Below are 22,380 nucleotides of genomic sequence, written 5' to 3' on the forward strand. Positions count from 1 at the left end.
AAGTTTCCGTTTTTTAAATTAAAACGCTGGAAAATAAGATAAATGATGCATGTCCCCTATACCTTTTCCTTTCATGTAGTTATACAACAGTATACGAATAGAGGAAGTCTTTGTCAATTATTATTTAACATGTGGTTTGCCAATCATACCGACTCTGTGAATTTCTATGTTTGTTTGAATATTGATAGGCATAGCTGTAAATTTCTCGTTCCAGTTTTTTTTGACTTTCTTCCAGTAATTTGGATGTGAACGATGAAGTGCTTCACCAAATCCGTAAATATCTGATTTATATTCCGTCTGAGTTTTTTTAATGACCTTGGCAATCTGCTTTTTCAGTCGCTTGCTTGCCCTCTTTTCTAAATAATCGAGCGTTTTTGAATTTGTTAAATCAAGGTTGCACTGAACTTCGCCAACATTGGCTTCCACATTGATTTGAACGTTTCCTTTTAATGAGCCATTTTTAAGTTTCGTCGATACATTAGCTTTCGTATGAATCACCTCAATTGCTGCTTTCCCCCTTCCCCCTGAACAAAATACTTCTTGAATTGTACTTTTAACATCACCTAATACATAGTTAGCTGCTTTACTGTCTTTTTCATTCATCCAACCGGTCAGTTTATTATCTTTAAAAATTGCCATACCATCATATTTTAGTTTGACATCCGGGTCACTTTGTTGTATGTTTTCTGTTCTTTCTCCTTTTTTAGTGCTCCCGATCACGCGCAATCCAGTAACATGAGGGTTAATTCCTTCATTTACAGTATCTGAGATGAGTTTATCCAGTTTTAATGTGATGGCAGGCGCCCAGACCTTTTCAGATGTTTCAAGGGCTGAAAACAGTTTATTTGCTGGTATTTCTTCTAATGCTGTCAAAACTCTTAATGCGTCCTCTGCCTTCGTTTTTTTGGCGATGACAATGAAGAAGTCAGGTCTAAATTCATGGTTTCTCGATACAAAATCAAGGATATCCCCAATTCCATCTTTCGCCAAGTCCTCGCCAATAACAAGAATTCGTAAATGGGAAAAATATAATCGTCTGGCTGCCGACTTTGCCATTCTTCTGATCGCTTCAAAAATGGTGTCTCCTTTTTCCCGATACGTAATTACCGGTGCTTCCTGTCCTTTGCCCTGCTTAGCCGCAACCTGTCCAGGATTAATGACCTGTGTTGTAACAACTTGCTTTCCGTTTTTTTTATCGATCGACATCCCACCGACAATTCCCAGTTCATTTAATTCTAATCTATTCCAGCATCCTGTTAAAAGCTGAACAGAAAGCAAGAGAATGAACAATAATATGCTGTTTTTTTTCAACTCTGTTGCTCCTTTCTCTGCTTTCATTCTTTCTGTTTTTCTGAACTCGGCTTTGGTGAAGGTGTTTCTTCACGTCTGACATCTTTTTGGCTGATTAAACGCGGACGGGAAAATAAGAACCAGCGTGGCAGTCGAAAAATCGCATCTTTTTGATCAACAAGAATAAATGGAGCAAATGGAGCCATATAAGGCAGACCGAATGAGCGCAAACTGCATAAATGAATGGCAAGAGCAATTAAACCGGTAATCATTCCAAACAAACCAAATGAAGCGGCCAGTCCCATAAAAATAAAACGCAAAATTCTCACGGAAATAGATAGATTAAAGGAACTGACAATAAAACTAGATATCGCTGTAACCGCGACAACAATGACCATGGCAGCAGAAACAATTCCAGCATCAACCGCCGCGGTTCCGATCACTAGTGTCCCAACAATCGAAACAGCTTGTCCAATTGTTTTTGGCATACGAACACCAGCTTCTCTGAGAATTTCAAAGGTGATTTCCATTAAAAATGCTTCAATAAAAGCAGGAAAAGGAACCCCTTCACGCTGTGCCGCCAAGTTAACAAGCAATGGTGTTGGCAGCATTTCCTGATGAAAAGTCGTGATCGCTATGTATAAAGACGGTCCAAAAAGTGCTATGAAAAATCCGATATAACGCAGAATTCTCAGAAGTGTCGTAATATCTGCCCGTTGATAATAGTCATCAGCTGTATGAAAAAACTGAACGAACAATGCCGGGACTATTAACGCATGTGGACTTCCATCAACAAAAATCGCGATCCGTCCCTCAAGCATTTCACCTGCTGCAACATCAGGGCGTTCTGTGTGAAAGATCGTTGGAAACAGTGTAAACGTTTCATCTTGAATAAGCTCTTCAATATAGCCCGTTTCCAAAATACTATCGATTTTAATTTGATCTAGACGTCTTCGGACTTCCTCGACAATTTTGTCATTGGCGAGGTCCTTTATATATGCAATTGAAACTTTTGTTTTTGTTACGGTACCAATTTTCCTTGTTTCAAACCAGAGGTTTTGATCACTAATAATTCGTCTAAGCAGTGCCGTGTTGGTCCGTAAACTTTCGGCAAACGCTTGTTTTGGACCACGAACAGTGTTTTCAACTGATGCATCTTGAACACCGCGGTCTTTTCCGCCTTTCATATTAATGGCAAATGCACGCCGATAACCATCTAGTAATAATATGACATGACCTGTTAAAAGTGAGTCAAATAGCGTATTATAATCGGTTAGATTTCTTAAATCACTGACTGTTAAAACAGACTCTTCGATCAGATTAAATGGATTGTCTTCCAAAGAAATGTCCGTTCCACGTAAATTGAGCATTAACGATTCCAAGATAAAGTTTTGGATAGAAGGTCCATCCGTTATGCCACTTGAATAAATGATCGCTGCCTTTAAACTTCCAGCCTTTCCGATTCGGAATTCCCTAGTGACAATATCATCGCTTCTGCCAAGTGCATCTTCAATTTTTCTAATATTATCTTTAAGAGATTCTTCAAGCCCGCCTGCTTGATTTGCAGTTTGCTGTTTCACATTTTCTAAATATTGATTGTATCGTTTTTTGAAAAATTTCATCATTTCTCCTGCCGTTTTATCATTTTATGATTAATATTCCATCATTTATAAAGATCATACCCTTTCATCAAACTGTTTATAAACAATCATTTTTGTTAATGACTGAAGATATATAGGTGTGTGCTGGAGGTTGAAGCAACATGGAGAAAGCGAAGATTAGCCCCTACCAATTATTTACTTTAATTATCTTATTTGAGTTAGGAACAGCATTAATTGTTCCTTTAGGAGTAGAAGCCAAACAAGATGCTTGGCTTGCAGAATTGCTAGGTTTAGCAGGCGGTATCGTGTTATTGCTCCATTATTTTTACCTCTATCATCAATATCCGGATTTACTGCCAACTCAATATATCCGAAAAATTTTTGGACAGTATCTCGGTTATCTGGTTAGTCTTTTATACATCGTTTTTTTTATTTATGGTGCATCAAGGGATTTACGTGACGCTTCTGAGCTGTTGTTACTGCAATATGATCGAACACCCATGTTTGCTGTTAGTGCAATTATAATGCTTCTTGTTAGCTATGCTTTATATCACGGAATAGAAGTTTTAGCAAGGACTGGGGAATTAATCATTGTGTTAGTCTTTTTTATGATTACCTTGACCTTTATCTCAATCATTGGTTCAGATGTGATTCATCCAGAAAATCTGCTACCAGTTTTAGAAAATGGTTGGAAACCAGTCTTGAACACTGTGTTTCCCTATCGTATTTTTTTTCCACATGGCGAATTAATTTGTTTTATTGCCGTTTTTCCGTTTTTAAATACCCCTAAAACAGGCATGAAATATGGACTCATTGCGACGATTTTAAGCGGCTTGATTTTAACAGTGACAATTACTTTCGAATTGACAACATTAGGGGTAGCAAATTTATCTACTGCCACATTTCCATTTCTCCAGTTTGTCGAAAAAATTAATATAGCTGGATTTATTCAAGGTTTACAAGGATTTGCTGTGATCTTACTTGTTATTGGGGCCTTTTTCAAAGTTGCTGTGTTTGCCTTTGCAGCCGTTAAGTGTGCAGGAGATTTGTTTCATATTAAAAATTCAAGAAAATTAGTGACTCCCATTAGCCTGATCATCTTAGCTCTTTCATTTGCGATCGCGGAAAATTTTATTGCCCATATGGAACAAGGAAAACTCGCACTTCGTACGGTCTTTCCCCTGTTCGGATTGATCATTCCACTGTTATTAATTGTTGTTGATTTTATTCGGAAACGGCTAAGACAATAAAGAAATACCTACTAAATTATTTTGTAAATTAAAACTTATAAAATCATGATCTTCGTCCGATATAAATTCCATAGTTTAAAAAAAGGAGTCATGATTATGAAAAAAGTATTGGACCGGATAATTCGTCCGTCAATTTCTAGAAAACTCATGTTTTCATTTTTCTTTATTTTAACAGTTCCTATTTTAGTACTTGCTTTTAGCTCATATCATACAGCAAGCCAATCGCTTGAAGAAGAAATTATGAGAAGTGCAAGAAACAGTGTTGATCAATTAAATCAACTAATTGACCAAAACCTTGAGAAAAAGGCTGACACTATTACATATTTCAGTAATGTAATAGATAAAAATACCTATAAAGAAAAAGGACAAAAAACTTTGCGAGCAAAGTTTGAGCAATACAAAGCGCAAAATAAAGATGTTGAAGGTATTTTTACAGGGTCAAAAGATAGCGTATATGTTAACCAGCCTTATCAAAAAATGCCGAGCGACTATGATCCGCAAAAAAGAGTCTGGTATCAACAAGCTGTTGAGAAAAAAGGCGAAGTCATTGTGACAGAGCCTTATGAGTCTGCATCAAATGGTCATATGGTGATTACAATTGCCAAAGCAAATGAAGACGGATCAGGTGTTGTTGGTCTTGATGTTAATATTGATCAATTGATTGAAGCATCAAATAAAGTCAAAATTGGTGAAGAAGGATTTGCTTTTATCTCAAGTGCCAATACAAAATATGTTGCTCACCCATCAATTAAAGCCGGAACTCAAGGAAAAGGCGACTGGGTCACACAAATGTACAGTAAAGATAATGGTGCATTTGACTATATTTTTGAGGGCAGAGAAAAGCGAATGGAGTTTGCCACAAACAAATTGACCGGCTGGAAAATCGGTGGAACGATGTTCACCGAGGAAATTTCAAACGCTGCAAAACCTGCGCTCCATATGGCAATCTATATATTAATCGGTGCCATTATACTAGGCAGTATTTTAATTTTCTTTATCATTAGAGGGATTAGCAAACCTATGAATCAGCTAGTATCCTCAGCAAAACAGATTAGCAATGGTGATCTCACCCAAAAAATCGAGGTCCGTTCCAAAGATGAAATCGGTCAGCTTGCCACAAGTTTTAACGAAATGGCTGAATCGTTGCGTGTATTAATCGGTACAATTCAAGAGTCTGTGGTCAATGTGGCGTCATCTTCTGAACAGTTGACAGCAAGCGCAGATCAAACAAGCAAGGCAACAGAACATATTTCATTAGCAATTGAAAAATTCTCAGATGGAGCAGAAAGCCAAAGTGAAAAAGTTGAAACAAGCTCACATCAACTCAATCAAATGAATGGCATGTTACGGGAAATGAGTGATGTCTCAGAATCGATCACAGAATCATCTGTTCAATCAACAAAGATTGCTGAAAGCGGTGGAGAGCTTGTCCAAAAAACCGTTGGGCAAATGAATTCGATTGATCAATCAGTCAAACAAGCCGAAGGTGTTGTGATTGGGCTTGAATCAAAATCAAAAGACATCACAGCTATTTTGCGTGTTATTAATGGAATTGCTGATCAAACGAATTTGCTGGCATTAAATGCTGCAATTGAGGCAGCACGTGCCGGAGAATCAGGTAGAGGTTTTTCAGTTGTTGCTGAAGAGGTACGGAAATTAGCTGCTCAATCAGCAGATTCCGCCAAAGAAATCGAAACCTTGATTCAAGACATTGTCAAAGAAATTGAACACTCTCTCAATATGTTCAAATCAGTCAATCAAGAAGTGCAGTCAGGACTGAAGATCACAGAAGAAACCGAAGCAAGCTTTAAACACATTTATGAGACGACAAATGAAATTGCGGGTAAACTGCAAACGATGAATGCCGCTGTTGAACAATTATCTGGCGGATCTCAAGAAATATCAGAAGCGATTGAAGAGATTTCAGATGTCTCCAAAGAAAGCACTGCAAGCATTCAGGACATTGCGGCTTCAGCAGAAGAACAACTGGCTTCCATGGAAGAAATCAGCTCATCTTCTGCAACACTTGAACAAATGGCAGAAGAACTACGCGATTTAACGAAAAAATTTAAAATTGAATAACACAGAGAGGCTCTTTGATCATCGTGATCAGGGAGCCTCTTTTTCACAATGTTTGGTTTATCATTTTCCGACAGAAGACTCCCACTTCAATCAGAACGCAAGGTCGATAAGTGGGGGTAGTTCAACATTCCATTATCTATGACGTGCATAAATAATGAATTTCCTTTTTATTCAGTTTTCTCAAGTTATAAAATGCACAGAAACTGTCTAAAAAGTCCTTTATCAACTGAATCAGACCCCACAGGAGTAAGCAACAAGCTCCGGGGAGGCTCGCGGAAAGCGAGCAAATCTCCAGAGTTTTCTATTGACAATTTGTTATATTTAGTGGAATAGGTTGTTTCCCATCGATATCTTTATACCCGTAATCTAATGCAATTTGGGCCGCTATTTGTTTTGTTCCACTCTTTTTCAAAACATTTAAATCCGTTGCTAAAGCGGAAATTGCTAATCCGACAAATTCTGTTGATTCAGAATGAGATAGGTCAAAAAAGTCTGCTGCTTTGATGACTGACTCAGTTCTTACTAGTCCTGGATAAATCGTCACAACACTAATATGATGTTCTTTAAGTTCATGTGCCATTGTCTCAGTCATTTTATTGGTTGCGGTTTTTGCCATACCATATGCAACACCCATATCGTTTCTTTCTGCTGACCAATAAGATAGATTAATGATAAGTCCATTCTTTTGTTTTATCATCGTTGGTACGGTATAGACAGTTGTTACGTAGTGTGCCCTCACACCTGATTCATACATACTATCAAAGCGACTAATTGGAACTGTCCAGAATCCGTTTTCATTCCGAAATTCAGTTCCATCATTAAAATATTCATATCCGCCCCAAACATTATTAACCAATATATCTATTTTCCCTTGCTCTGAAATAATCCTATCCACGACCATCTTCGTTTGCATATCATCTTTGTGATCACATTTAATACCATATCCAGTGCCACCTGCCCGGTCAATTTCCTGTTTTGTCATTTCCAGAGAACCTCCAAGATTTACTGCACCTTGGAACTCCTTTTCCGTTCTTCCAGTAAAATATACAATCGCTCCATTCTTTGCAAGTGTTATAGCAGTTCCCTTCCCTATTCCTCTAGTAGCACCTGTTACTAGTACAACTTTCCCACTTAAATTAAACACTGCATTTTCTCCTTTTATCATGATTTGTCACAACGATTTCTATCTTTTTTCTCTATTATAAAATTCTTTTGAGATAACCCTTCCCTTAACAACATAAACCGATTGTATAATTCTTGATCTTCATAAATCCAGTACTTTCCTAAATGTTATAGCCAGTTATCGGAAAGTTCTTTCACAATCTTAGCCGAATCACATTAATAAAGAGTTTCGGATAAATCCCCTTTTCTACAATAATAAGGACAACCAACTTGACGAGATTCCTCTCTAATTCATAGATTATCAGAAAGAATAATAAAGAGGTGGATATAATGTTCGGGTCGCATATGGTTCAAATGGTTAGGGCAAACGCTCATAAACTAGATCGCCCTCTTAGGGAAAGAGTTTTGAGCCTTTATAAACCTTTTAAATGGACTCCTTGTTTCTTCCACAGTTTATTTGAAAAAGCGCTGATGAAAAATAAAAAACTATCGGTTATTATCGAATTTGAAGGCAACTGCTATCACCAAGGCTGTCAGTTTGTAAATCAAGTCATTCAACAAAAGAGACGAAACAAACTAAAAAATCATTTTCCTAATATTAACTGTTGCAGTGCTGAAGTCACACCTGCTGTGTTACAATCTCTTCTCTCACAATGCCAAGATATTCGCAAAGTTTATTTAAATCGAACAGTCTACACGTTATTGAATGTTGCAGTCGAAGCAAGTCATGCAAAAGAAGTCATTAGAAATCAGCAAAAATTAACTGGAAAAGGGGTAACAGTAGCGGTTGTAGATACCGGAATATACCCTCATCAAGACCTTGAGGGTAGAATTAGAGCATTTAAAGATTTTGTCAATCAAAAAACTGAGCCCTATGATGATAATGGTCATGGAACCCATTGTGCCGGTGATGTTGCCGGAAACGGAGTTTCTTCTGCTGGTAAATACCGTGGACCTGCACCTCAAGCAGATTTGATTGGAGTAAAAGTGATGAACAAAATCGGAGCAGGTACACTGGAAAACGTGATTCAAGGAGTGGACTGGTGTATTCAATTTAATGAAAAAAATCCCGATGATCCGATAGATATCATTTCATTGTCCCTTGGAGCAGAGGCGATTCAATATGAAAATGAACAGGAAGATCCGGTCGTCAAAGCCGTTGAAACAGCGTGGAACGCTGGAATTGTTGTCTGTGCAGCAGCAGGAAATTCCGGTCCCGATGCTAAAACAATTGCTAGTCCCGGGGTCAGTAACAAGATCATTACGGTCGGCTCATTGGATGACCATGACACATTAAACCGGGATGATGACACTGTAGCCCCTTACTCAAGCAGAGGTCCGACAATTTATGGGAAAGTAAAACCAGATCTTTTAGTACCGGGCACTGATGTGATCTCACTACGTTCACCTGGTTCTTTCTTGGATAAACTGAAAAAGTCAAGTCGAGTTGGTACAGATTATTTACAACTGTCCGGTACATCAATGGCTACACCCATTTGTGCAGGCATTGCCGCACTTATTCTTGAACAAGTCCCTAATGCAAAACCTGATGAGGTAAAAAGTCTTTTAAAGAACGGAACAGATCTCTGGAAAGACAGGGATCCAAACATTTATGGTGCTGGTTATATCAATGCTGAACATTCTGTCCCCAAAAGCTAATGTTACGAAAAAATCCCGCCCGTTTTCGGATGAATTCGGGCGGGTCCATCATCCTTAAGTTCTGATTTGATCGGATCTATATTTTCTGTAAATTGAACATGTGCTTTTTTCGTACTAATTTCAAATATAAAAAAACCTTGGTCATCGGTGCCGGGAAATGATAAAGATTACACCAGTTTTAGCACATGTTTGAGATCATAATATGATTCTTTAGTGTTGGGAACATGTCTGTTTATCCTCCCAAACAGATGATTGATCAAACCATGTTGCCAACTCTTGAATCCGGTTAACTAATTGTTCTTCCGAATCACCTGAAATGCAATAACCGGCTATCGCATCTACACTTGATGATGAACCATTATACATTTGACCTAGCTTTGCTGACAGATCCTGTTTTGTGACCCAATTGGCAAAAGGACGACATGGTATTTCCTTAAGTAAACCTTTCTTTGGAGGAATTAACAGTCAGCCACTCTGTACCTTTGGACCTTGAAAATCGTAAGCAGGCTTTACTGCTAATCCACATTGTGCTTGTGTGACTAAATAATTCATATCAAACCCAAATGCTTGTTGAATGGTTTGACGTACATATCCCCCTCCTGTTCGGCTCGCAATTTCACAAAATATTAATTCATCACTGGTGTTATAAAATACTTCTGCATGAAATGAAGTGTTTTCTGGTGTTGGTAGTGCCGCAAGCGCCTTTTTTGTGTAATCGATTAATCTTTGTGTTAATGGATTATCTCTGCTCAACTGATAACTTCCAAGTGCTTTGTCTTCTTGGAATGCAAGACATCCATTTATGTATTTAGACGGCCAACAATGAACAACATCTCCATTTAAAACAAATCCATCAATATGATACATGTCACCTTCAATGTATGTCTCTATTTCCATATTTTCTTCTACCCCGCTCGTAAGATAATTTATGAAGTCTTTACGATCGCGCAATATTGTTGTACTGATGGAACCCATTCCAGCGACTGGTTTAATAATGACAGGATAACCGTGTTTTTGAATAAAATGATAGATATCAATAGCCGATTCAACTTTTAAATAATGGGGAACTGCCAAACTAGCTTTTCGAACAATGTAAATCAACCGACTGTTGGATTACAATTTAATGGATTAAGCGAAACGGTAAGAGCAGTTATGGAAAGGTATGGAATAACACTTGTTTCAGCTCTTGAAGTCAAAGAATATATTCTTAACGGCAATTTAGCAAAGGTTGATGTAGAGGGAATTAATTTAAAAAATCCGATATCAATGTGTATTAGAAAAGAAGATGTATTTTCAGATCCTGCACTTCAATTCGTACAAATCGTATTAGAAGATATGAAGAGCTCAAATCCTAAATGATGACGTACCGCTCAATCCTGTCTTGATCGATTATGTATTAAGAAAAAGACTGAATTTTGAATCCCCTACAAGCAACAGACAAAAAAGCCCACCATGCAACGAAAGCACAGTGGTTAGATAACTTAATAGCCAGCTTTAAGCATCAAATGATGTGATTAACAGCTACATAAATCGCAACTTGAGCATCTTTTTGATCCATTATATGATCATATACTTCAAAATCTCCGGTATATGTCCGCAATGATTTTTTGTCCCATGTCCAAATTTCTTGCCATGTTTCTAGCACTACTTCCTCTACCAATCCCCGTCGTGAAACAAAGACGGCATATGTGGAAGCTGGGAGTGTGATCACATTATGGGTTGATTGTTCGGGTTGCAGTTCAGTAAAACTGCCGAGTGAGAAAGTATATGTGCCATATTCATCAGATTCATAATTAGAATATAAAGCGATTTGTGATCCTTCATTTTTTTCTTTGCATAATGTCCACAGTGAAGGTATTTTCCCTGCTCCCGATATTTCAAGCTTATTGTTCGTCACTGTCGACCTTCCGACAAATCTTTTTTTATCTAAAATCTCGAAATGGGAAAAGCTCATTTTGTTTGTCCTTCCGTTTTTTCAGCTGAGTTCCAACGCTTTAAATGTGGTAGTGTACTTTCTAATAAAGTTCTTGCTTCAGTTTCTGACTTACCGGCCTCCTTTACATATGGGACACATAGATTGATCATGTTTTCTAGTGTGGCATCAGGCTGTTTAAAAGCACCTTTTTCATAGCAGTAAAGACAATATTCATGATTTTTACTCCCAACCGCTTCTGTTCCAAACAATTCTTCATTCATTGGCATACCACAGCTTTGACAAAATAATTGATTCATATTTCATTCCTCCTTTACCTACATCATACAAAACGAAACCTGACAACATTGTGTCAGGTTTCATATAAATCATTAATTTGTTTTGCGAGTTCTTTTACTTTTTGGCGGATATGTGCGGGGTGGAGAATTTCAATATGGGTTCCAAATTGCAATAGAAAGCCGTAAAGCCAATCATCTTCCGGATATGAAACAGACGCAATACAAGATCCGTTCTTATATGTAAGAGAATCATAGCCAAACCATTCTCTTGCTAAAGATTCCCCTGACGGTTTGATCAAAAGCGTGAGATCTGTCATATTTTCAGGCTTATGCCATTCTGTCTCCCAGGGAAGTTCGCTCAAATGAACTTCTCTTCTTTTAAACTGATCTTGAAAAATATGAATATCTTTTATTCGAACGAGTTTAAAAAAACGAAAAGCTTGTCTTTCAAGACAAAAGGCATACAGGTACCAATGTCTTGCCTTTAAGACAAGAGTATGAGGTTCGACACGGCGCTCTCCTATTTTGCCGTCTTTATTAACGTATGTAAACGATACACTATTTGCATGATCTATCACTCGATTGAACAGCTGTATTTTTTCTTTTATTCCCTTACTTTCTCCCCATGAAGAAATGTCAATAAACCATTTTTCCGTTTTTTCACGGAATTTAGGCCATTCTTCCTTTGAGACGAGCAAGCGAATCTTTTGCAATGCGGCTCCGTCATGAAATGATTTATAAGTTGATGATACGCTTTCAAGGGCAGTTGTGATTGCAGCCAGTTCATCCGCCGAAAGCAGCTTGTTTTCCAAGCGATACTGTTCCATCATGCTAATTCCGCCTCCTGATCCTTGAGACGTGATAATTGGGATACCGGCCTGATTTATCGCTTCAATATCACGGTATATTGTCCTGACTGAGACCTCGAATAAGTCAGCAAGTTCTTTTGCCTGAATTTGTCGCCGGCTGATTAACAAGACAACAATCGCGAGCAAGCGGTCAATCTTCATAACACCGATCATCCTCCCTTTTTTCCATTTGTTTTTTCGGTTCCAATCTGAAGAAGTTGTACATATATTTGAATTAAGGGAGGTTTAAAAAAGTTGCAGTTCAGTTTTTACAGCCTAAATTTGCTGGTTGCCGTCTGCTTTATTGTTTTTCTAAAATTAAAAAAAGCGCTCGGTTTTCAGCCCATTCAGCAGGTTCGAGTAGTGATCAGACTGTTTCTCTTTTCTATCCTTACTGCTCTATTGCTGACGATGAGCGCTTTTAATCCCTTAGCATATCTATATGATACAGTTGGAATTATTGCAGGATTGGTATTAACGGTATATGCTCTCAGACACATTTCATTTGAATACCGTGATGGCACTCTTTATTATCGGACACATTTGTGGGTTGAGCTTGCGATTTTGTCTATATTTTCATTTCGGCTTTTTAATCGAATCATGAATCTCAAGTTTCTCCAAGCATTAACGGAAGGGCATTCCTTGGCGTGGGGTGAGTTCTTTTCAGAAGATCCTGCAACAATGATCTGTTTTTTTGTACTGGCTGTCTATTACATCGGTTTCTCTTTTTTTATTCTTAAAAAGCAAATTAATCATGCTGGGTATGATTGATCATCTGCTTAAGGACATCCAATACATGCTGATCCTCCGGAGAATAGAAAATAGACGTCCCTTCCCTTCTGGATTTCACAAGCCTCAAGTTTTTTAAAAACCTCAGTTGGTGGGAAACCGTTGACTGAAGAAGACTAAGTTTTTCTGCGATTTCATTTACTGAATACTCCCCTTGAGAAAGCAAATGAAGGATTTTGATTCTCGTCGGGTCTGAGAGTGCTTTAAACGTCTGTGAGACAAGAAATAAAGTTTCTTCATCTAATTCAATACGCTTCTGTTTTTGATTTTGCTCGTTCATGTTTTTCACCTTTTCCGTACGATATGTTCATACATATCATATACTAAAAGAAGCCGTATTGAAAAGCTTTCACTTTTTTTGATAGCAAACTAGCATCCCAAAAATCACGGGATGCTAGCTTTTTCCTTTCCGATAGACATTTTCCAACTGAGAAAAAGAAATATCTCCAGCAGCACAATCTACGGCTGCATCAACAATTTGATCAAATTGGTCTCCTGAAACACTTTCTTGTTTTAACCATCTTTCGTATTTTTCGATTTCTTCCTCCTGCCTTTTTAAATCATCTTCTTTTCCATAGTAGTCAGAAGCATTCATTGTTTCGATATTTTTTTTGACTATTTCAACATAGTTTTTCAATTGATCCATCATAAAAATCTCCTTTCTTTTTCCCACTAGACTCATCATTTACCGAATGATTTGTTTTTATGCACTGGTTATATAGACGGATAATTGAACTACCCCCACTTATCGACCTTGCGGTTTGATTGAAGTGGGAGTCTTCTGTCGGAAAATGATAAAATATTTAACCATATATCATTTGATGTTAACTCTTAGAATATGTCATAATAAAAAAGTTGTGCAGACTTTTACAAGAGGTGAAACGATGAAGAGAAAGAAGATGGGGTGTGTTGCCAAAGCTGGCTGTTTAATTTTTTTCTTGTTTGTCTTCCTTATTTGCTTTATCCTTTTCGGTCTTGAACAATTGAAATGGCTTCCGCTCGACACTGAACCTATTATTATGGAGAGATTGAAAGACTATAAGCCTCTTGTAGAAGATAAACTAGAAGAAAATGGACTTAAACAATATACCTCCATTCTTCTTGGCATTATGTATCAGGAGTCAAAAGGTAAAGGTAGTGATCCCATGCAATCGTCAGAATCTCTCGGTTTAAAACGAAATGAAATAGACGATCCGAATACTAGTATTAAACAAGGTGTTCGTCATTTTGTAGATATGTATCAAAAAGGGCAGAAAAATGGAGTCGATTTAAAAGCAATTATTCAAAGCTATAATATGGGATCTGGCTATATTGAGTATGTTGCGAAAAATGGAGGAAAGCATACGGAAAAACTGGCAAAGACATTTTCCAAAAAACAAGCGAAAAAAAACCCCGAGCTGTATAACTGTGGAGGAAACAAGGATAACTTCCGCTATCCTTACTGTTTTGGAGATTTTTCTTATGCTGAGAAAGTGATGGAACGAACAAAGAAAATTGAACAACAGATTGAAGGTTTAACAAGCCATTCATAAAACTGGACGTATGTATATGTACGTCCAGTTCTTTTTTCGGAATTCACTGTACAATTAAAGAAACAGAAAAAATGAGATAAAGAACGAAAAAAAGTTTCTCAATATAGTTGGACTGATGGAACCCTGCTGCATATTGGGTAACAATAGCATCTTTAGTAGGTATAACAGTAGGTCATTTAATATTGAATCCAAGGCTAATATTTGGGCAGGTGGAAATGATGCTATCACTTAATAGAGCTTTAAAATTACGTGATTTAGAAGTTTTTCGTATGCTGAAAGATGGTAACATTTTATCTTACGTAATCATTGAAGATACTCGAAAGCCATTTACAGAAGAAGACAAAAAATTAGTACCATTATGTTATATGGCCGAAGAAGATATGAGTGAGATTTTAAATGTCTTTAAGATTTCAATTGTTCATGATGAAAAATTAAATGAAGATGATTCAATTTTTATAAGATCTTATTTTTCCGACTTTGTTAATAATACGGAATTAACGAATTTTATGATTAAAGAATATGTTCAAAAGGATTTATATGATGACGATGATGAAGATGACATCATTTTCTTTAATAGAATTTTACGTAGTATAGGATCAGATTATGTTATTAAGGAATTTGACGATATAAATTGGATTTATTTATCTCAAGATTGATTTCTTATTTAGATTTTGAAGAGCTGTCTAATTGTTCAACATAAGTCAGAGGGGGATTGCGAGACCCAGCAGGAGTAAGGAACGAGCTCCAAGGAGGCTCGCGGAAAGCGAGCAAGGACAGCCACTTTTTATGAGAATTTTTATTTACTATTTGCGATTGGTTGAGGTGAATTGGTATTGTCAACGGTAAGCGGACCGAAGGAAAGCATTAAGGAGTTGCACCCGAACCCTCTTGGCAAGAACGGAACATAAGCATCGCCTGCTAAATCGCATGCCATGCTTTTTTGTCCGCAACATGAACGGGCATCATGTTGTTAAAAATCCGCCTTTTGTTAACATCTTTCTTACTTCAGCTTTGCTGATTAAAAAGTCTTCTGAGCTTAACTTTTTCGTTTGCAACGGTTTTGAGTCAGCGTATTGTTTATTTAGCTCAGGAATCATGATCGATGGTAATACAACCAAAAGGTCTTCTGTATGTGTAACAGTGTGTTGGCACTCATGTGCAGAGATCAGCACTTCATGTAGTTTTTCTCCCGGTCTTGCTCCACTTTCGATAATGGAAGACTGGTCATTTCCATACGTTTCAAGCAATATTTCTCCTATGTCCATCACCTTGCATGCTGGTGAATTCAAAATGAATGTTTCTCCACCATACCCGATTTCCGCTGCCTTTAATAACAGTTGAATCGTTTTTTCTTTGGTAATGAAGAAACGTGTCATTCTTTTGTCTGTGATCAACACCTGATTCTTCTGCTTTATTTGATCTTTAAAAAGCTGAAGAACACTTCCGCTGCTACCAAGAACATTTCCTCCCCTTACACAAATAAAGGCTGTATCTGAATTCAAGTGGTTAGCATAAATAATCAGTTTTTCACCAATCGCTTTTGTCATTCCATAAAAGTTAACAGGATCAGCTGCTTTATCTGTTGACACATTGATAACTTTTTTAATGCCGTTTTTAATTGCCGCTTCAATGACATTTTCGGTCCCAGTTACATTTGTTTTCAAAGCTTCAAGTGGCTGTTCTTCACAAACCGGTACATGCTTCAGTGCTGCTAAATGAAATACGTAATCGACCCCTTTTAAACCGGCTATTAATGCAGTTCGATCACGAATATCACCGATTAAAAAAGTTAACCGTTGATCTTCAATTAACCGTCTCATTCGAACTTGTCTGTCTTCGTTTCTAGAAAAGACAATTATTTTTTTAGGATTTAAAGCTAGTAACTGAAGGATCAGCTCATGCCCCCATGAACCTGTTCCCCCAGTAATGAAGATGACTTTATTTTCAAACATCCGCATTTTCTCCCCTTTATTGGAATCATCTTAAATTAAATGATCTTCACATCTTGAAGCATCTCTTTCCAGTACTCATCATTTGAGTGCCAGATGTCTTGATCAGGAAGTTCTACAGCGCAAATTTTTTCTAATGACCAGTCCTTTTCAACTATTCCAGTTACATTGGTGTGGTTGATGAGGAGAACGCTAAAATCATTGTGAACCAAATCGTTCAATACTTCCTCAAGTTCTTGCGCTTCTTTGTGAGTGCCGCTCGTTCTAATAAAAAGAACACGCTTTGCAGAAGATGCTTTTTCTAACAATCGGTTAATTCTTCTATTTAGTTTTTCCATTACTTCTGTATATGTTGCTAAGTGGTCAAGTGTATTGCGGTCTGCTTTAAAATCGTGCGCCGAGTCAACTTTATAAAAATCATCAGTTACAGAGATGTACTTTTCTTTCGTAGTAATTCCGGTCGAATATCCGGTGACCCTCAAGTTTTGTGGCTCCATAAAATCGTCAAACCGGTTCCGCAAAAGACGGTTTAGTTCTGTCAGTGAAGGTGTCCCCACCCAATCCAAAGGACCTGAGTAAGGTCTCATATTCAATTTTCGAAGCTGAAGAGCCGTCAGGCAAAGATGTCCCAAACTGAAAACAGCATCATATTCACCTTTTATTTGTTGCAAATTCATACTTCCACTCCTTCAAATCATTGGATAAAACAACCGAAAATGCTGTACTTCCAGTAATTTGGCCTCTCTTGAATCAAGTATGTTTTTAGTATTGTATGTTGATAGCTTTTAATTGGTAAAAGACAGTGACCTATCTTCAATTTAAATAATTCAAATAAGAAAAACCTTCGGAATACCGAAGGTTTTTGAGAAAGATCATGATTCCTTTTGTTGGGTTTGTGATTTGAGGAAATTCATTGTGTCTTGATTAGGCAATGTATAATCGGTAGGAAGTGAGGCTTTAATTGATTCAAGTACTTTTTGATTACTCTCAACAATCTTCTTATTCATCTCTTCAAAGCTAGCTGTCAGTTCGCTATAGACATCGTCTTGACTGCTCTTGTCATCTGTTTCACTTGAAACCGTTGCTTCGTTCTGATCGGTTACTTCTTCAAGCAAGCCTTTTCGAAAAGAAAATAGTAAATCTAAATATTTATCCCACCACTCTATATCAATCTCATCTTTAGATAACAACTCAAGTAAATGTGTCTTAATTTGTCTTTTCATTTCACATATCTCCTTTATTTTTAATTGTTTTTTGATAAACATCCAAAATATGGTTGACCGCTTCATCCATATTCCAATACTCCAGAGCGAATTCACGGGCATTTGCACCTAACTTTTTTCTTGTTGCTTCATCTTCCAGCAATTGATTCAGGCAGTTTAATAGCGCTTTTTCATCCCCTTTTGGGGTAATAAGACCGGTCATTTCATGTTCTACAATTTCAGGAATTCCGCCGGCATCACTAACAATGGCAGGCAGTCCGGCAAGCTGTGCTTCAATCACTGATAAAGGTTGGTTTTCCAACAGGCTCGGAAGCACAAAAATGTCAGCAAGCGTCATTAAATATGGAACATCATTTCGATTTTTTAGAAATGCGATATCATCACTTAGACCGAGCTGATCAGCTTGTATGCGAAGCCCTGCCAGTTTCTCTCCTTCCCCAACAATCCAGCATACCCAATCATTGCGAACCTCCTTTAATCGTTCAAGAGCTGAGATTAAATGATGAACACCTTTGTTTTCAATCAGCCTTCCAGTAAAAAGAATAATTTTTTTATCTGTGTCAGGCACTTCAACTGTTTTTTTGGACGTACGTTCTAAAAATTGATCAATATTGTAACCGTAATGAAATATCTCAATCTGTTCTTTAGAAACGTCAAACTCTTCGGTAAGAACAGTCTTCATCCAATTGTTAGCTACAATTGTCACATCAGCACTCATTGCCCCAATTTGTTCAAGATAGTCAAAGTATGCTCTCGCCAGACTTGATGTGTAAGATCTATGGATTGTTTTAAGTTGGTGCCTGATTTCATATGCGACACAACCATGGAGTGTAGTGACAAGAGCTGTCTTTTCTGGTTTCACCCGTTTAAGACATCCGCTTGAAATGACATCTTGGGCATGAATAAGATCATATGTTTCCAACCCAAAATATAAAGCCGCCAGTTCAAAAAAATAGCGTTGGATTTCAGTGTATTCGACTAATTCATTCTCATACAATTCAGGGCATTTCTCGTGATCTAATAGTTTGTCGATTAAAGGAAAAAGCTGATCTTTTTCTACTTTTCTGTTTTCATTAACAATATGAACAACTTGATTATCTTCTCCAAACCCAAGCAAATCTACATCATGACCTAGTGACTCAAGTTTTTCTTTCAACTGGACCATGTATGTCCAAACACCACCTACATGAGGGATATTCCAATAAGTGGCAAGTAAAATTTTCATAAGCATCTCCCTTTTCTTTTCTATCCAATGCTCTAATTATTTATATTGACTACTTCCTGTTCTTGTGTAGGACGTTTATCTAATTAAACGGGATTATTTTCAAAAGAGGGCACAAAAAAACCGGCAACTCCGAGTTGCCAGTTTTTTTAATAGTATGGAGAAATCATGATATAAACGATAACACCAGTAATACTAACATATAGCCATAGCGGCATTGTCCACCGAGCGATTTTGCGGTGTCGTTCGACCTGCATGTTTAGTCCTCTCAATAACGTAAACAAGGCAAGCGGAACAATGATGGCTGATAATACAATATGAGTGATTAAGACAAAAAAGTAGATTGGCCTTATGATACCTTCACCACCAAAATGAGTATCAGGCATAAGCGAATGATAAATTAAATATGAAACAAGAAAGATTGCCGTCGTCGTAAATGCTGCGAAAATAAACCGTTTGTGCGCTTGAATATTTTTCTGTTTAATCATAATCAGTGCTGCAACTAAAAAAATGAATGTGAAACTATTGCAGACAGCGTTCAGCAACGGCAAAAATGTTAAATCCAAATGAGCGAACTTATCACTTTTCGGCATAAAAAACAGCAATGCGATAACACCGTTGATGATGATCGTTAACATCACAACAATACCAGTATAGTTCTTGTTTTTTTCTCGACTCATAATAAATGATCTCTCCTATTGTGTAAGCTATGAAAATCGTATTCAAAATCCCCTAGCTTGTCAATGTTTTCGCTTTTGTTTTATGCAAATTAAAAATCCCCCCTAGGATTCCTTGTCCTAGAGGGAACTTGGATTAAAAGCCTTGTGATTTCATTACATCAGCTTTTACCATATCTTTTATCTCATCTTCTTTCACAATATCCTCTTTTTTCGGAGCGCTAAAAGTCACATTACCATTGAGGTTTTTATATAAAGTTTGAAATGTGAGTCCAATTGTAGCTCGTTTACTGCTATCTTGTTTAGTAACTAATGAAATATCTCCTGTTTCTGTCAAAAGATTTTCTTTCTTATCAAGTGTTGTTGTTAAATCAAACTTTTTGAAAGTCATATTCTTGAACTCATCTTTCAACTCATCTTTCTTAATGATTTCTTCTGAATTCTCTCCAAGTAATTCTATGGCATTTTCAATCGATGCTTTAGCCTCTTGATCACTATAGCTTATAACAATCTTTTGTGCAGCACCTTGTTTCTTTTCTGTATCTGTTAATTCTTCTTTTTTAAGCTTGCTTTCAGGCAACTTATCAGTTGAATCTCTCAAGTAATCCATTACTAGTTTTTGATTTGTATCTGTTTCACCTGTATCTTTTTTACCATCATTTAATGAGAATTCAAGATACTTCCCTTTAAAGCTATTGAGTTTTAGCCCAGGCATATCAACAAAAACGCCAAAATTTTCTGCGAAACTATCTGCTTTAATATAACCAAGTTGTTTCTTTTGGTCTAAATAAACAGGAATATCTAAATCCAATGTTTGACCTTTTACTTTAATCTTACCTTTAAAAGACAACTCAACTTCTTTTGTTTTCTTATTCATTTTACCATCAATTGTGAATTCAGAGTTATTTAGACTCTCAAGTATTTCTTGGTCTATAGCTGTCTGTTCAGGAATATCTAGTTTTAAATTCACTTTTGAGGTGAATTCATATGTATCAGCTGTGAACAGTTTTTTGTAAGCCGATGTATATGATTCCTTTAGTGTAGGCTTTGAATTTGAAGCAGCTTGTTTATCTTGTTGACAAGCAGCTAATGCAAAAACGAGAACTGCACTCATTAAAAACAAAATCCAATTTTTCTTCAAATGAAACGCTCCTTTAGGTGACTATTTTCTTAATGTAAACAAAGGTATTAAAGAACCAGATACATTAATATTCTATCATAAACTTTTTGATTTAAATAGCTAGATTGATGTTAGTCTAATAATTGGACACAGAGAATAGAGATTTTTATACTGAAACTAATAATTTCTAGGAGTGTCCAAAATGAACGGAAAAAGATACGATAAAGACTTTAAAATCTATGCTGTTAAGATGGTTGTGGAAGATGGAAGAAAGGTAGCTGAAGTTGCACGAGAGCTAGATTTAGTTCATCAAACCTTGCATAAGTGGGTGGATAAGTATAAGGAAGAGCAGGAGGATGCTACGCGAAATCACATGGTAGGTAACAACAATTGCGTACCAATTACGATGACACATGATGAATTAGCCCAATCCTCTCCAAATGTTTTTCCGTTGTTTATAAGAAAAGGGGCTGTCCTGAAAGTCGTGTGGATGAATAAAAATTGGGGAATTTGCTCGCTTTCCGCGGGAGTCTCGCAATTCCCCCTGATTTATGTTGAAAAAGGACTTTTTAGACAGCTCCTAAACTAACCTCGCCTTGATCTGATAATTTCTGCACCAACCATTGTTTTAAATTCAAAAAGTGTTACAATATCTTGCTTTTCTGGTATATTAAACTTTACTTCTCCATTCATATTACTGAAAGAAGTCATTGCCTTGATTTTAAAAGACGCTGGTCGTTTATGAACGTCAACTCCCATTTCAAAATCTGTTTGTTGATTCAGAATCTTTTCATGATCATCAAGTGATACTGTCCAATTAGATTTTTTAAAATTGGCATGTTTAAATACATCATCAAGATCATTTTTTGTAAACTTCTCTCCTAAATTGTCTTCATAGACTTTGAAAATTTGTTGAATTACTGATTTAATCAGTTGATCATTAAGGCTAACTGTGATTTTTTGAGCAGCACCTTGCTCTTTTTCTTTATCTGTCAAGTCCTCTTCTTTAAAATGACGATCAGACAGCTGATCTAATGTACGGTTAAGAGATTTTAATAGTTGTTCTTTCTTCTCTTCTGATGTTGCTTCATCTTGATGAAGTGGGAATTCGAGAAATTTCCCTTTGAAGTTGTCAAATTTCACATCAGGATGTTTGATCAGAATCCCAAAATGATCAGCTAAACCGTCTAATTTAAGGTAACCAAGTTGTTTTTTTTCGTCTATAAAAACAGGAATATCCAGATCCATTGTTTTGCCTTTAATTTTAATCTTACCTTTAACAGTCATTTCGGTCTCTTTTGTTTTCGTATTTGTCTTACCAGTTATTGTAATTTTCGAATTGTTTAGATCTTCAATCCCTTTCTGATCTCTATCAGGGAGGTTAGGAATATTTAAGTTTAAAACAAGATCTGTTGAAAACTCGTATGTTTTGGCTTGCAACAGATTCATATAAGCAGATGTGAATGATTCCTTAGGATTAGGTTGACAAGCAGTTAATGCAAAAATGAGAACTACGCTGAGCAAAAATAAAGTCCAATTTTTCTTCAAGTTGAACGCTCCTTCAGTATAAGGTATAAAAAGTAATTGTAATATTTTTATGTATTTTATCATATAAAGTCTAAAATATTGTTTAGTACTACCTTAAAATCACTTTATATCTACAAAAAAGTGCTAAAGGTAAAATTGTCCATATGGTCGCATTTGTAAAATCACGATTTGACTATTTGACTTTATGCTGCCGCTTTTCAAGTTTTATGTAACTAAAAAGTCCCCTCGGATCAAATCCGAAGGGGATAATATTTAAA

24 protein-coding genes and 1 pseudogene are annotated in these 22,380 nt (G+C 36.7%); 8 read left to right on the plus strand and 17 right to left on the minus strand.

Annotated elements, in window-relative coordinates; translation table 11 throughout:
- Window positions 1-120: 120 nt before the first annotated feature.
- Together HOO54_RS12505 and HOO54_RS12510 are read right to left on the minus strand one after the other, a co-directional pair.
- Entirely contained in the window at window positions 121-1,311 is a 1,191-nt protein-coding gene (locus tag HOO54_RS12505) for a Ger(x)C family spore germination protein (RefSeq protein ID WP_172295706.1), read from the minus strand.
- 23 nt (window positions 1,312-1,334) lie between these two features.
- Window positions 1,335-2,912, minus strand: a complete 1,578-nt coding sequence (locus HOO54_RS12510; RefSeq protein WP_172295708.1) for a spore germination protein — start codon at window positions 2,910-2,912, stop codon at window positions 1,335-1,337.
- Between the two features lie 140 nt (window positions 2,913-3,052).
- Here HOO54_RS12510 and HOO54_RS12515 point away from each other — a divergent pair, with 140 nt between their 5' ends.
- Both HOO54_RS12515 and HOO54_RS12520 read left to right on the plus strand, forming a co-directional pair.
- The gene (locus tag HOO54_RS12515) at window positions 3,053-4,141 is read left to right on the plus strand and encodes a GerAB/ArcD/ProY family transporter (protein WP_172295710.1); all 1,089 of its coding nucleotides are present in this window, start codon (window positions 3,053-3,055) and stop codon (window positions 4,139-4,141) included.
- Window positions 4,142-4,237: 96 nt separating this feature from the next.
- Window positions 4,238-6,223: a methyl-accepting chemotaxis protein gene (locus tag HOO54_RS12520; protein ID WP_172295712.1), complete on the plus strand. Its 1,986-nt coding sequence runs from the start codon at window positions 4,238-4,240 to the stop codon at window positions 6,221-6,223.
- Window positions 6,224-6,524: 301 nt separating this feature from the next.
- Here the strand turns inward: HOO54_RS12520 and HOO54_RS12525 are convergent, their stop codons facing one another.
- Window positions 6,525-7,367, minus strand: a complete 843-nt coding sequence (locus HOO54_RS12525; protein ID WP_216664772.1) for an SDR family NAD(P)-dependent oxidoreductase — start codon at window positions 7,365-7,367, stop codon at window positions 6,525-6,527.
- Window positions 7,368-7,675: 308 nt separating this feature from the next.
- On the opposite strand from HOO54_RS12525, the gene aprX reads away from it, so the two are divergent.
- Window positions 7,676-9,004: a serine protease AprX gene (aprX, locus tag HOO54_RS12530; protein WP_172295716.1), complete on the plus strand. Its 1,329-nt coding sequence runs from the start codon at window positions 7,676-7,678 to the stop codon at window positions 9,002-9,004.
- A gap of 210 nt (window positions 9,005-9,214) precedes the next feature.
- On the opposite strand, the gene HOO54_RS12535 is transcribed toward aprX, so the two are convergent.
- Both HOO54_RS12535 and HOO54_RS12540 read right to left on the minus strand, forming a co-directional pair.
- Window positions 9,215-9,370 (minus strand): hypothetical protein, encoded by a 156-nt coding sequence (locus HOO54_RS12535; protein WP_172295718.1) that lies wholly within the window; start codon window positions 9,368-9,370, stop codon window positions 9,215-9,217.
- Between the two features lie 99 nt (window positions 9,371-9,469).
- On the minus strand, window positions 9,470-10,078 hold the full coding sequence (locus HOO54_RS12540; protein ID WP_172295720.1) for an ATP-grasp domain-containing protein: 609 nt from the start codon (window positions 10,076-10,078) through the stop codon (window positions 9,470-9,472).
- On the opposite strand from HOO54_RS12540, the gene HOO54_RS12545 reads away from it, so the two are divergent.
- On the plus strand, window positions 10,064-10,363 hold the full coding sequence (locus tag HOO54_RS12545) for a LysR substrate-binding domain-containing protein (protein WP_172295722.1): 300 nt from the start codon (window positions 10,064-10,066) through the stop codon (window positions 10,361-10,363). The two genes, HOO54_RS12540 and HOO54_RS12545, sit on opposite strands and share 15 nt — an antisense overlap.
- Window positions 10,364-10,505: 142 nt before the next feature.
- Here HOO54_RS12545 and HOO54_RS12550 read toward each other — a convergent pair whose 3' ends face one another.
- The 3 genes from HOO54_RS12550 to HOO54_RS12560 are packed head-to-tail and all read right to left on the minus strand — an operon-like array spanning window position 10,506 to window position 12,225.
- Window positions 10,506-10,958 (minus strand): GyrI-like domain-containing protein, encoded by a 453-nt coding sequence (locus HOO54_RS12550; protein WP_172295724.1) that lies wholly within the window; start codon window positions 10,956-10,958, stop codon window positions 10,506-10,508.
- Window positions 10,955-11,236, minus strand: a complete 282-nt coding sequence (locus HOO54_RS12555) for a zinc ribbon domain-containing protein (protein WP_172295726.1) — start codon at window positions 11,234-11,236, stop codon at window positions 10,955-10,957. The genes HOO54_RS12550 and HOO54_RS12555 overlap by 4 nt, the downstream gene beginning before the upstream one ends.
- Before the next feature lie 53 nt (window positions 11,237-11,289).
- Window positions 11,290-12,225, minus strand: a complete 936-nt coding sequence (locus HOO54_RS12560) for a helix-turn-helix transcriptional regulator (RefSeq protein WP_172295728.1) — start codon at window positions 12,223-12,225, stop codon at window positions 11,290-11,292.
- A gap of 93 nt (window positions 12,226-12,318) precedes the next feature.
- Here HOO54_RS12560 and HOO54_RS12565 point away from each other — a divergent pair, with 93 nt between their 5' ends.
- Entirely contained in the window at window positions 12,319-12,834 is a 516-nt protein-coding gene (locus HOO54_RS12565) for a CcdC protein domain-containing protein (RefSeq protein ID WP_253907671.1), read from the plus strand.
- On the opposite strand, the gene czrA is transcribed toward HOO54_RS12565, so the two are convergent.
- Window positions 12,812-13,132 carry a Zn(II)-responsive metalloregulatory transcriptional repressor CzrA gene (czrA, locus tag HOO54_RS12570; protein ID WP_172295730.1) on the minus strand — a complete coding sequence of 107 codons (321 nt, stop codon included), beginning with the start codon at window positions 13,130-13,132 and terminating at the stop codon, window positions 12,812-12,814. The two genes, HOO54_RS12565 and czrA, sit on opposite strands and share 23 nt — an antisense overlap.
- A gap of 114 nt (window positions 13,133-13,246) precedes the next feature.
- A complete protein-coding gene (locus tag HOO54_RS12575; RefSeq protein WP_172295732.1) occupies window positions 13,247-13,498 on the minus strand; it encodes a YnfE family protein in 252 nt (83 codons plus the stop codon).
- A 238-nt stretch (window positions 13,499-13,736) separates the two neighbouring features.
- Between HOO54_RS12575 and HOO54_RS12580 the strand changes: the two genes are divergently transcribed.
- On the plus strand, window positions 13,737-14,384 hold the full coding sequence (locus tag HOO54_RS12580) for a lysozyme family protein (protein ID WP_172295734.1): 648 nt from the start codon (window positions 13,737-13,739) through the stop codon (window positions 14,382-14,384).
- A 218-nt stretch (window positions 14,385-14,602) separates the two neighbouring features.
- Window positions 14,603-15,040 (plus strand): terpene synthase, encoded by a 438-nt coding sequence (locus HOO54_RS12585; protein WP_172295736.1) that lies wholly within the window; start codon window positions 14,603-14,605, stop codon window positions 15,038-15,040.
- A gap of 306 nt (window positions 15,041-15,346) precedes the next feature.
- Here HOO54_RS12585 and HOO54_RS12590 read toward each other — a convergent pair whose 3' ends face one another.
- The 6 genes from HOO54_RS12590 to HOO54_RS12615 all read right to left on the minus strand — a co-directional run bounded on the left by HOO54_RS12590 (window position 15,347) and on the right by HOO54_RS12615 (window position 20,596).
- Window positions 15,347-16,336: a polysaccharide biosynthesis protein gene (locus HOO54_RS12590; RefSeq protein WP_172295738.1), complete on the minus strand. Its 990-nt coding sequence runs from the start codon at window positions 16,334-16,336 to the stop codon at window positions 15,347-15,349.
- A 35-nt stretch (window positions 16,337-16,371) separates the two neighbouring features.
- Window positions 16,372-17,010: a DUF1796 family putative cysteine peptidase gene (locus tag HOO54_RS12595; protein WP_172295740.1), complete on the minus strand. Its 639-nt coding sequence runs from the start codon at window positions 17,008-17,010 to the stop codon at window positions 16,372-16,374.
- Window positions 17,011-17,205: 195 nt separating this feature from the next.
- Window positions 17,206-17,556, minus strand: a complete 351-nt coding sequence (locus tag HOO54_RS12600; RefSeq protein ID WP_172295742.1) for a hypothetical protein — start codon at window positions 17,554-17,556, stop codon at window positions 17,206-17,208.
- A gap of 1 nt (window position 17,557) precedes the next feature.
- The gene (locus HOO54_RS12605) at window positions 17,558-18,781 is read right to left on the minus strand and encodes a glycosyltransferase family 4 protein (RefSeq protein ID WP_172295744.1); all 1,224 of its coding nucleotides are present in this window, start codon (window positions 18,779-18,781) and stop codon (window positions 17,558-17,560) included.
- A 146-nt stretch (window positions 18,782-18,927) separates the two neighbouring features.
- Entirely contained in the window at window positions 18,928-19,458 is a 531-nt protein-coding gene (locus HOO54_RS12610) for a DUF420 domain-containing protein (RefSeq protein WP_172295746.1), read from the minus strand.
- A gap of 133 nt (window positions 19,459-19,591) precedes the next feature.
- Window positions 19,592-20,596, minus strand: a complete 1,005-nt coding sequence (locus HOO54_RS12615; protein ID WP_172295748.1) for a hypothetical protein — start codon at window positions 20,594-20,596, stop codon at window positions 19,592-19,594.
- 181 nt (window positions 20,597-20,777) lie between these two features.
- On the opposite strand from HOO54_RS12615, the pseudogene HOO54_RS25380 reads away from it, so the two are divergent.
- A pseudogene (locus HOO54_RS25380) lies at window positions 20,778-20,975 on the plus strand (transposase); the annotation flags it as partial.
- 185 nt (window positions 20,976-21,160) lie between these two features.
- Here HOO54_RS25380 and HOO54_RS12625 read toward each other — a convergent pair.
- Window positions 21,161-22,123 carry a hypothetical protein gene (locus HOO54_RS12625; RefSeq protein ID WP_172295752.1) on the minus strand — a complete coding sequence of 321 codons (963 nt, stop codon included), beginning with the start codon at window positions 22,121-22,123 and terminating at the stop codon, window positions 21,161-21,163.
- Between the last annotated feature and the right edge of the window lie 257 nt (window positions 22,124-22,380).

Origin of the sequence: Bacillus sp. WMMC1349 (genome assembly GCF_013155385.1) — a bacterium.
GTDB lineage: Bacteria > Bacillota > Bacilli > Bacillales > Bacillaceae > Bacillus.

Excerpts from the sequence above, each read along its gene's own strand:
- HOO54_RS12510 (WP_172295708.1), bottom strand. The coding sequence starts at position 2,912 with ATGAAATTTTTCAAAAAACGATACAATCAATATTTAGAAAATGTGAAA.
- HOO54_RS12515 (WP_172295710.1), top strand. The coding sequence starts at position 3,053 with ATGGAGAAAGCGAAGATTAGCCCCTACCAATTATTTACTTTAATTATC.
- HOO54_RS12520 (WP_172295712.1), top strand. The coding sequence starts at position 4,238 with ATGAAAAAAGTATTGGACCGGATAATTCGTCCGTCAATTTCTAGAAAA.
- aprX (WP_172295716.1), top strand. The coding sequence starts at position 7,676 with ATGTTCGGGTCGCATATGGTTCAAATGGTTAGGGCAAACGCTCATAAA.
- HOO54_RS12535 (WP_172295718.1), bottom strand. The coding sequence starts at position 9,370 with ATGTATAATGGTTCATCATCAAGTGTAGATGCGATAGCCGGTTATTGC.
- HOO54_RS12545 (WP_172295722.1), top strand. The coding sequence starts at position 10,064 with ATGGGGAACTGCCAAACTAGCTTTTCGAACAATGTAAATCAACCGACT.
- HOO54_RS12550 (WP_172295724.1), bottom strand. The coding sequence starts at position 10,958 with ATGAGCTTTTCCCATTTCGAGATTTTAGATAAAAAAAGATTTGTCGGA.
- HOO54_RS12555 (WP_172295726.1), bottom strand. The coding sequence starts at position 11,236 with ATGAATCAATTATTTTGTCAAAGCTGTGGTATGCCAATGAATGAAGAA.
- HOO54_RS12560 (WP_172295728.1), bottom strand. The coding sequence starts at position 12,225 with ATGAAGATTGACCGCTTGCTCGCGATTGTTGTCTTGTTAATCAGCCGG.
- czrA (WP_172295730.1), bottom strand. The coding sequence starts at position 13,132 with ATGAACGAGCAAAATCAAAAACAGAAGCGTATTGAATTAGATGAAGAA.
- HOO54_RS12575 (WP_172295732.1), bottom strand. The coding sequence starts at position 13,498 with ATGGATCAATTGAAAAACTATGTTGAAATAGTCAAAAAAAATATCGAA.
- HOO54_RS12580 (WP_172295734.1), top strand. The coding sequence starts at position 13,737 with ATGAAGAGAAAGAAGATGGGGTGTGTTGCCAAAGCTGGCTGTTTAATT.
- HOO54_RS12585 (WP_172295736.1), top strand. The coding sequence starts at position 14,603 with ATGCTATCACTTAATAGAGCTTTAAAATTACGTGATTTAGAAGTTTTT.
- HOO54_RS12590 (WP_172295738.1), bottom strand. The coding sequence starts at position 16,336 with ATGTTTGAAAATAAAGTCATCTTCATTACTGGGGGAACAGGTTCATGG.
- HOO54_RS12595 (WP_172295740.1), bottom strand. The coding sequence starts at position 17,010 with ATGAATTTGCAACAAATAAAAGGTGAATATGATGCTGTTTTCAGTTTG.
- HOO54_RS12600 (WP_172295742.1), bottom strand. The coding sequence starts at position 17,556 with ATGAAAAGACAAATTAAGACACATTTACTTGAGTTGTTATCTAAAGAT.
- HOO54_RS12605 (WP_172295744.1), bottom strand. The coding sequence starts at position 18,781 with ATGAAAATTTTACTTGCCACTTATTGGAATATCCCTCATGTAGGTGGT.
- HOO54_RS12610 (WP_172295746.1), bottom strand. The coding sequence starts at position 19,458 with ATGAGTCGAGAAAAAAACAAGAACTATACTGGTATTGTTGTGATGTTA.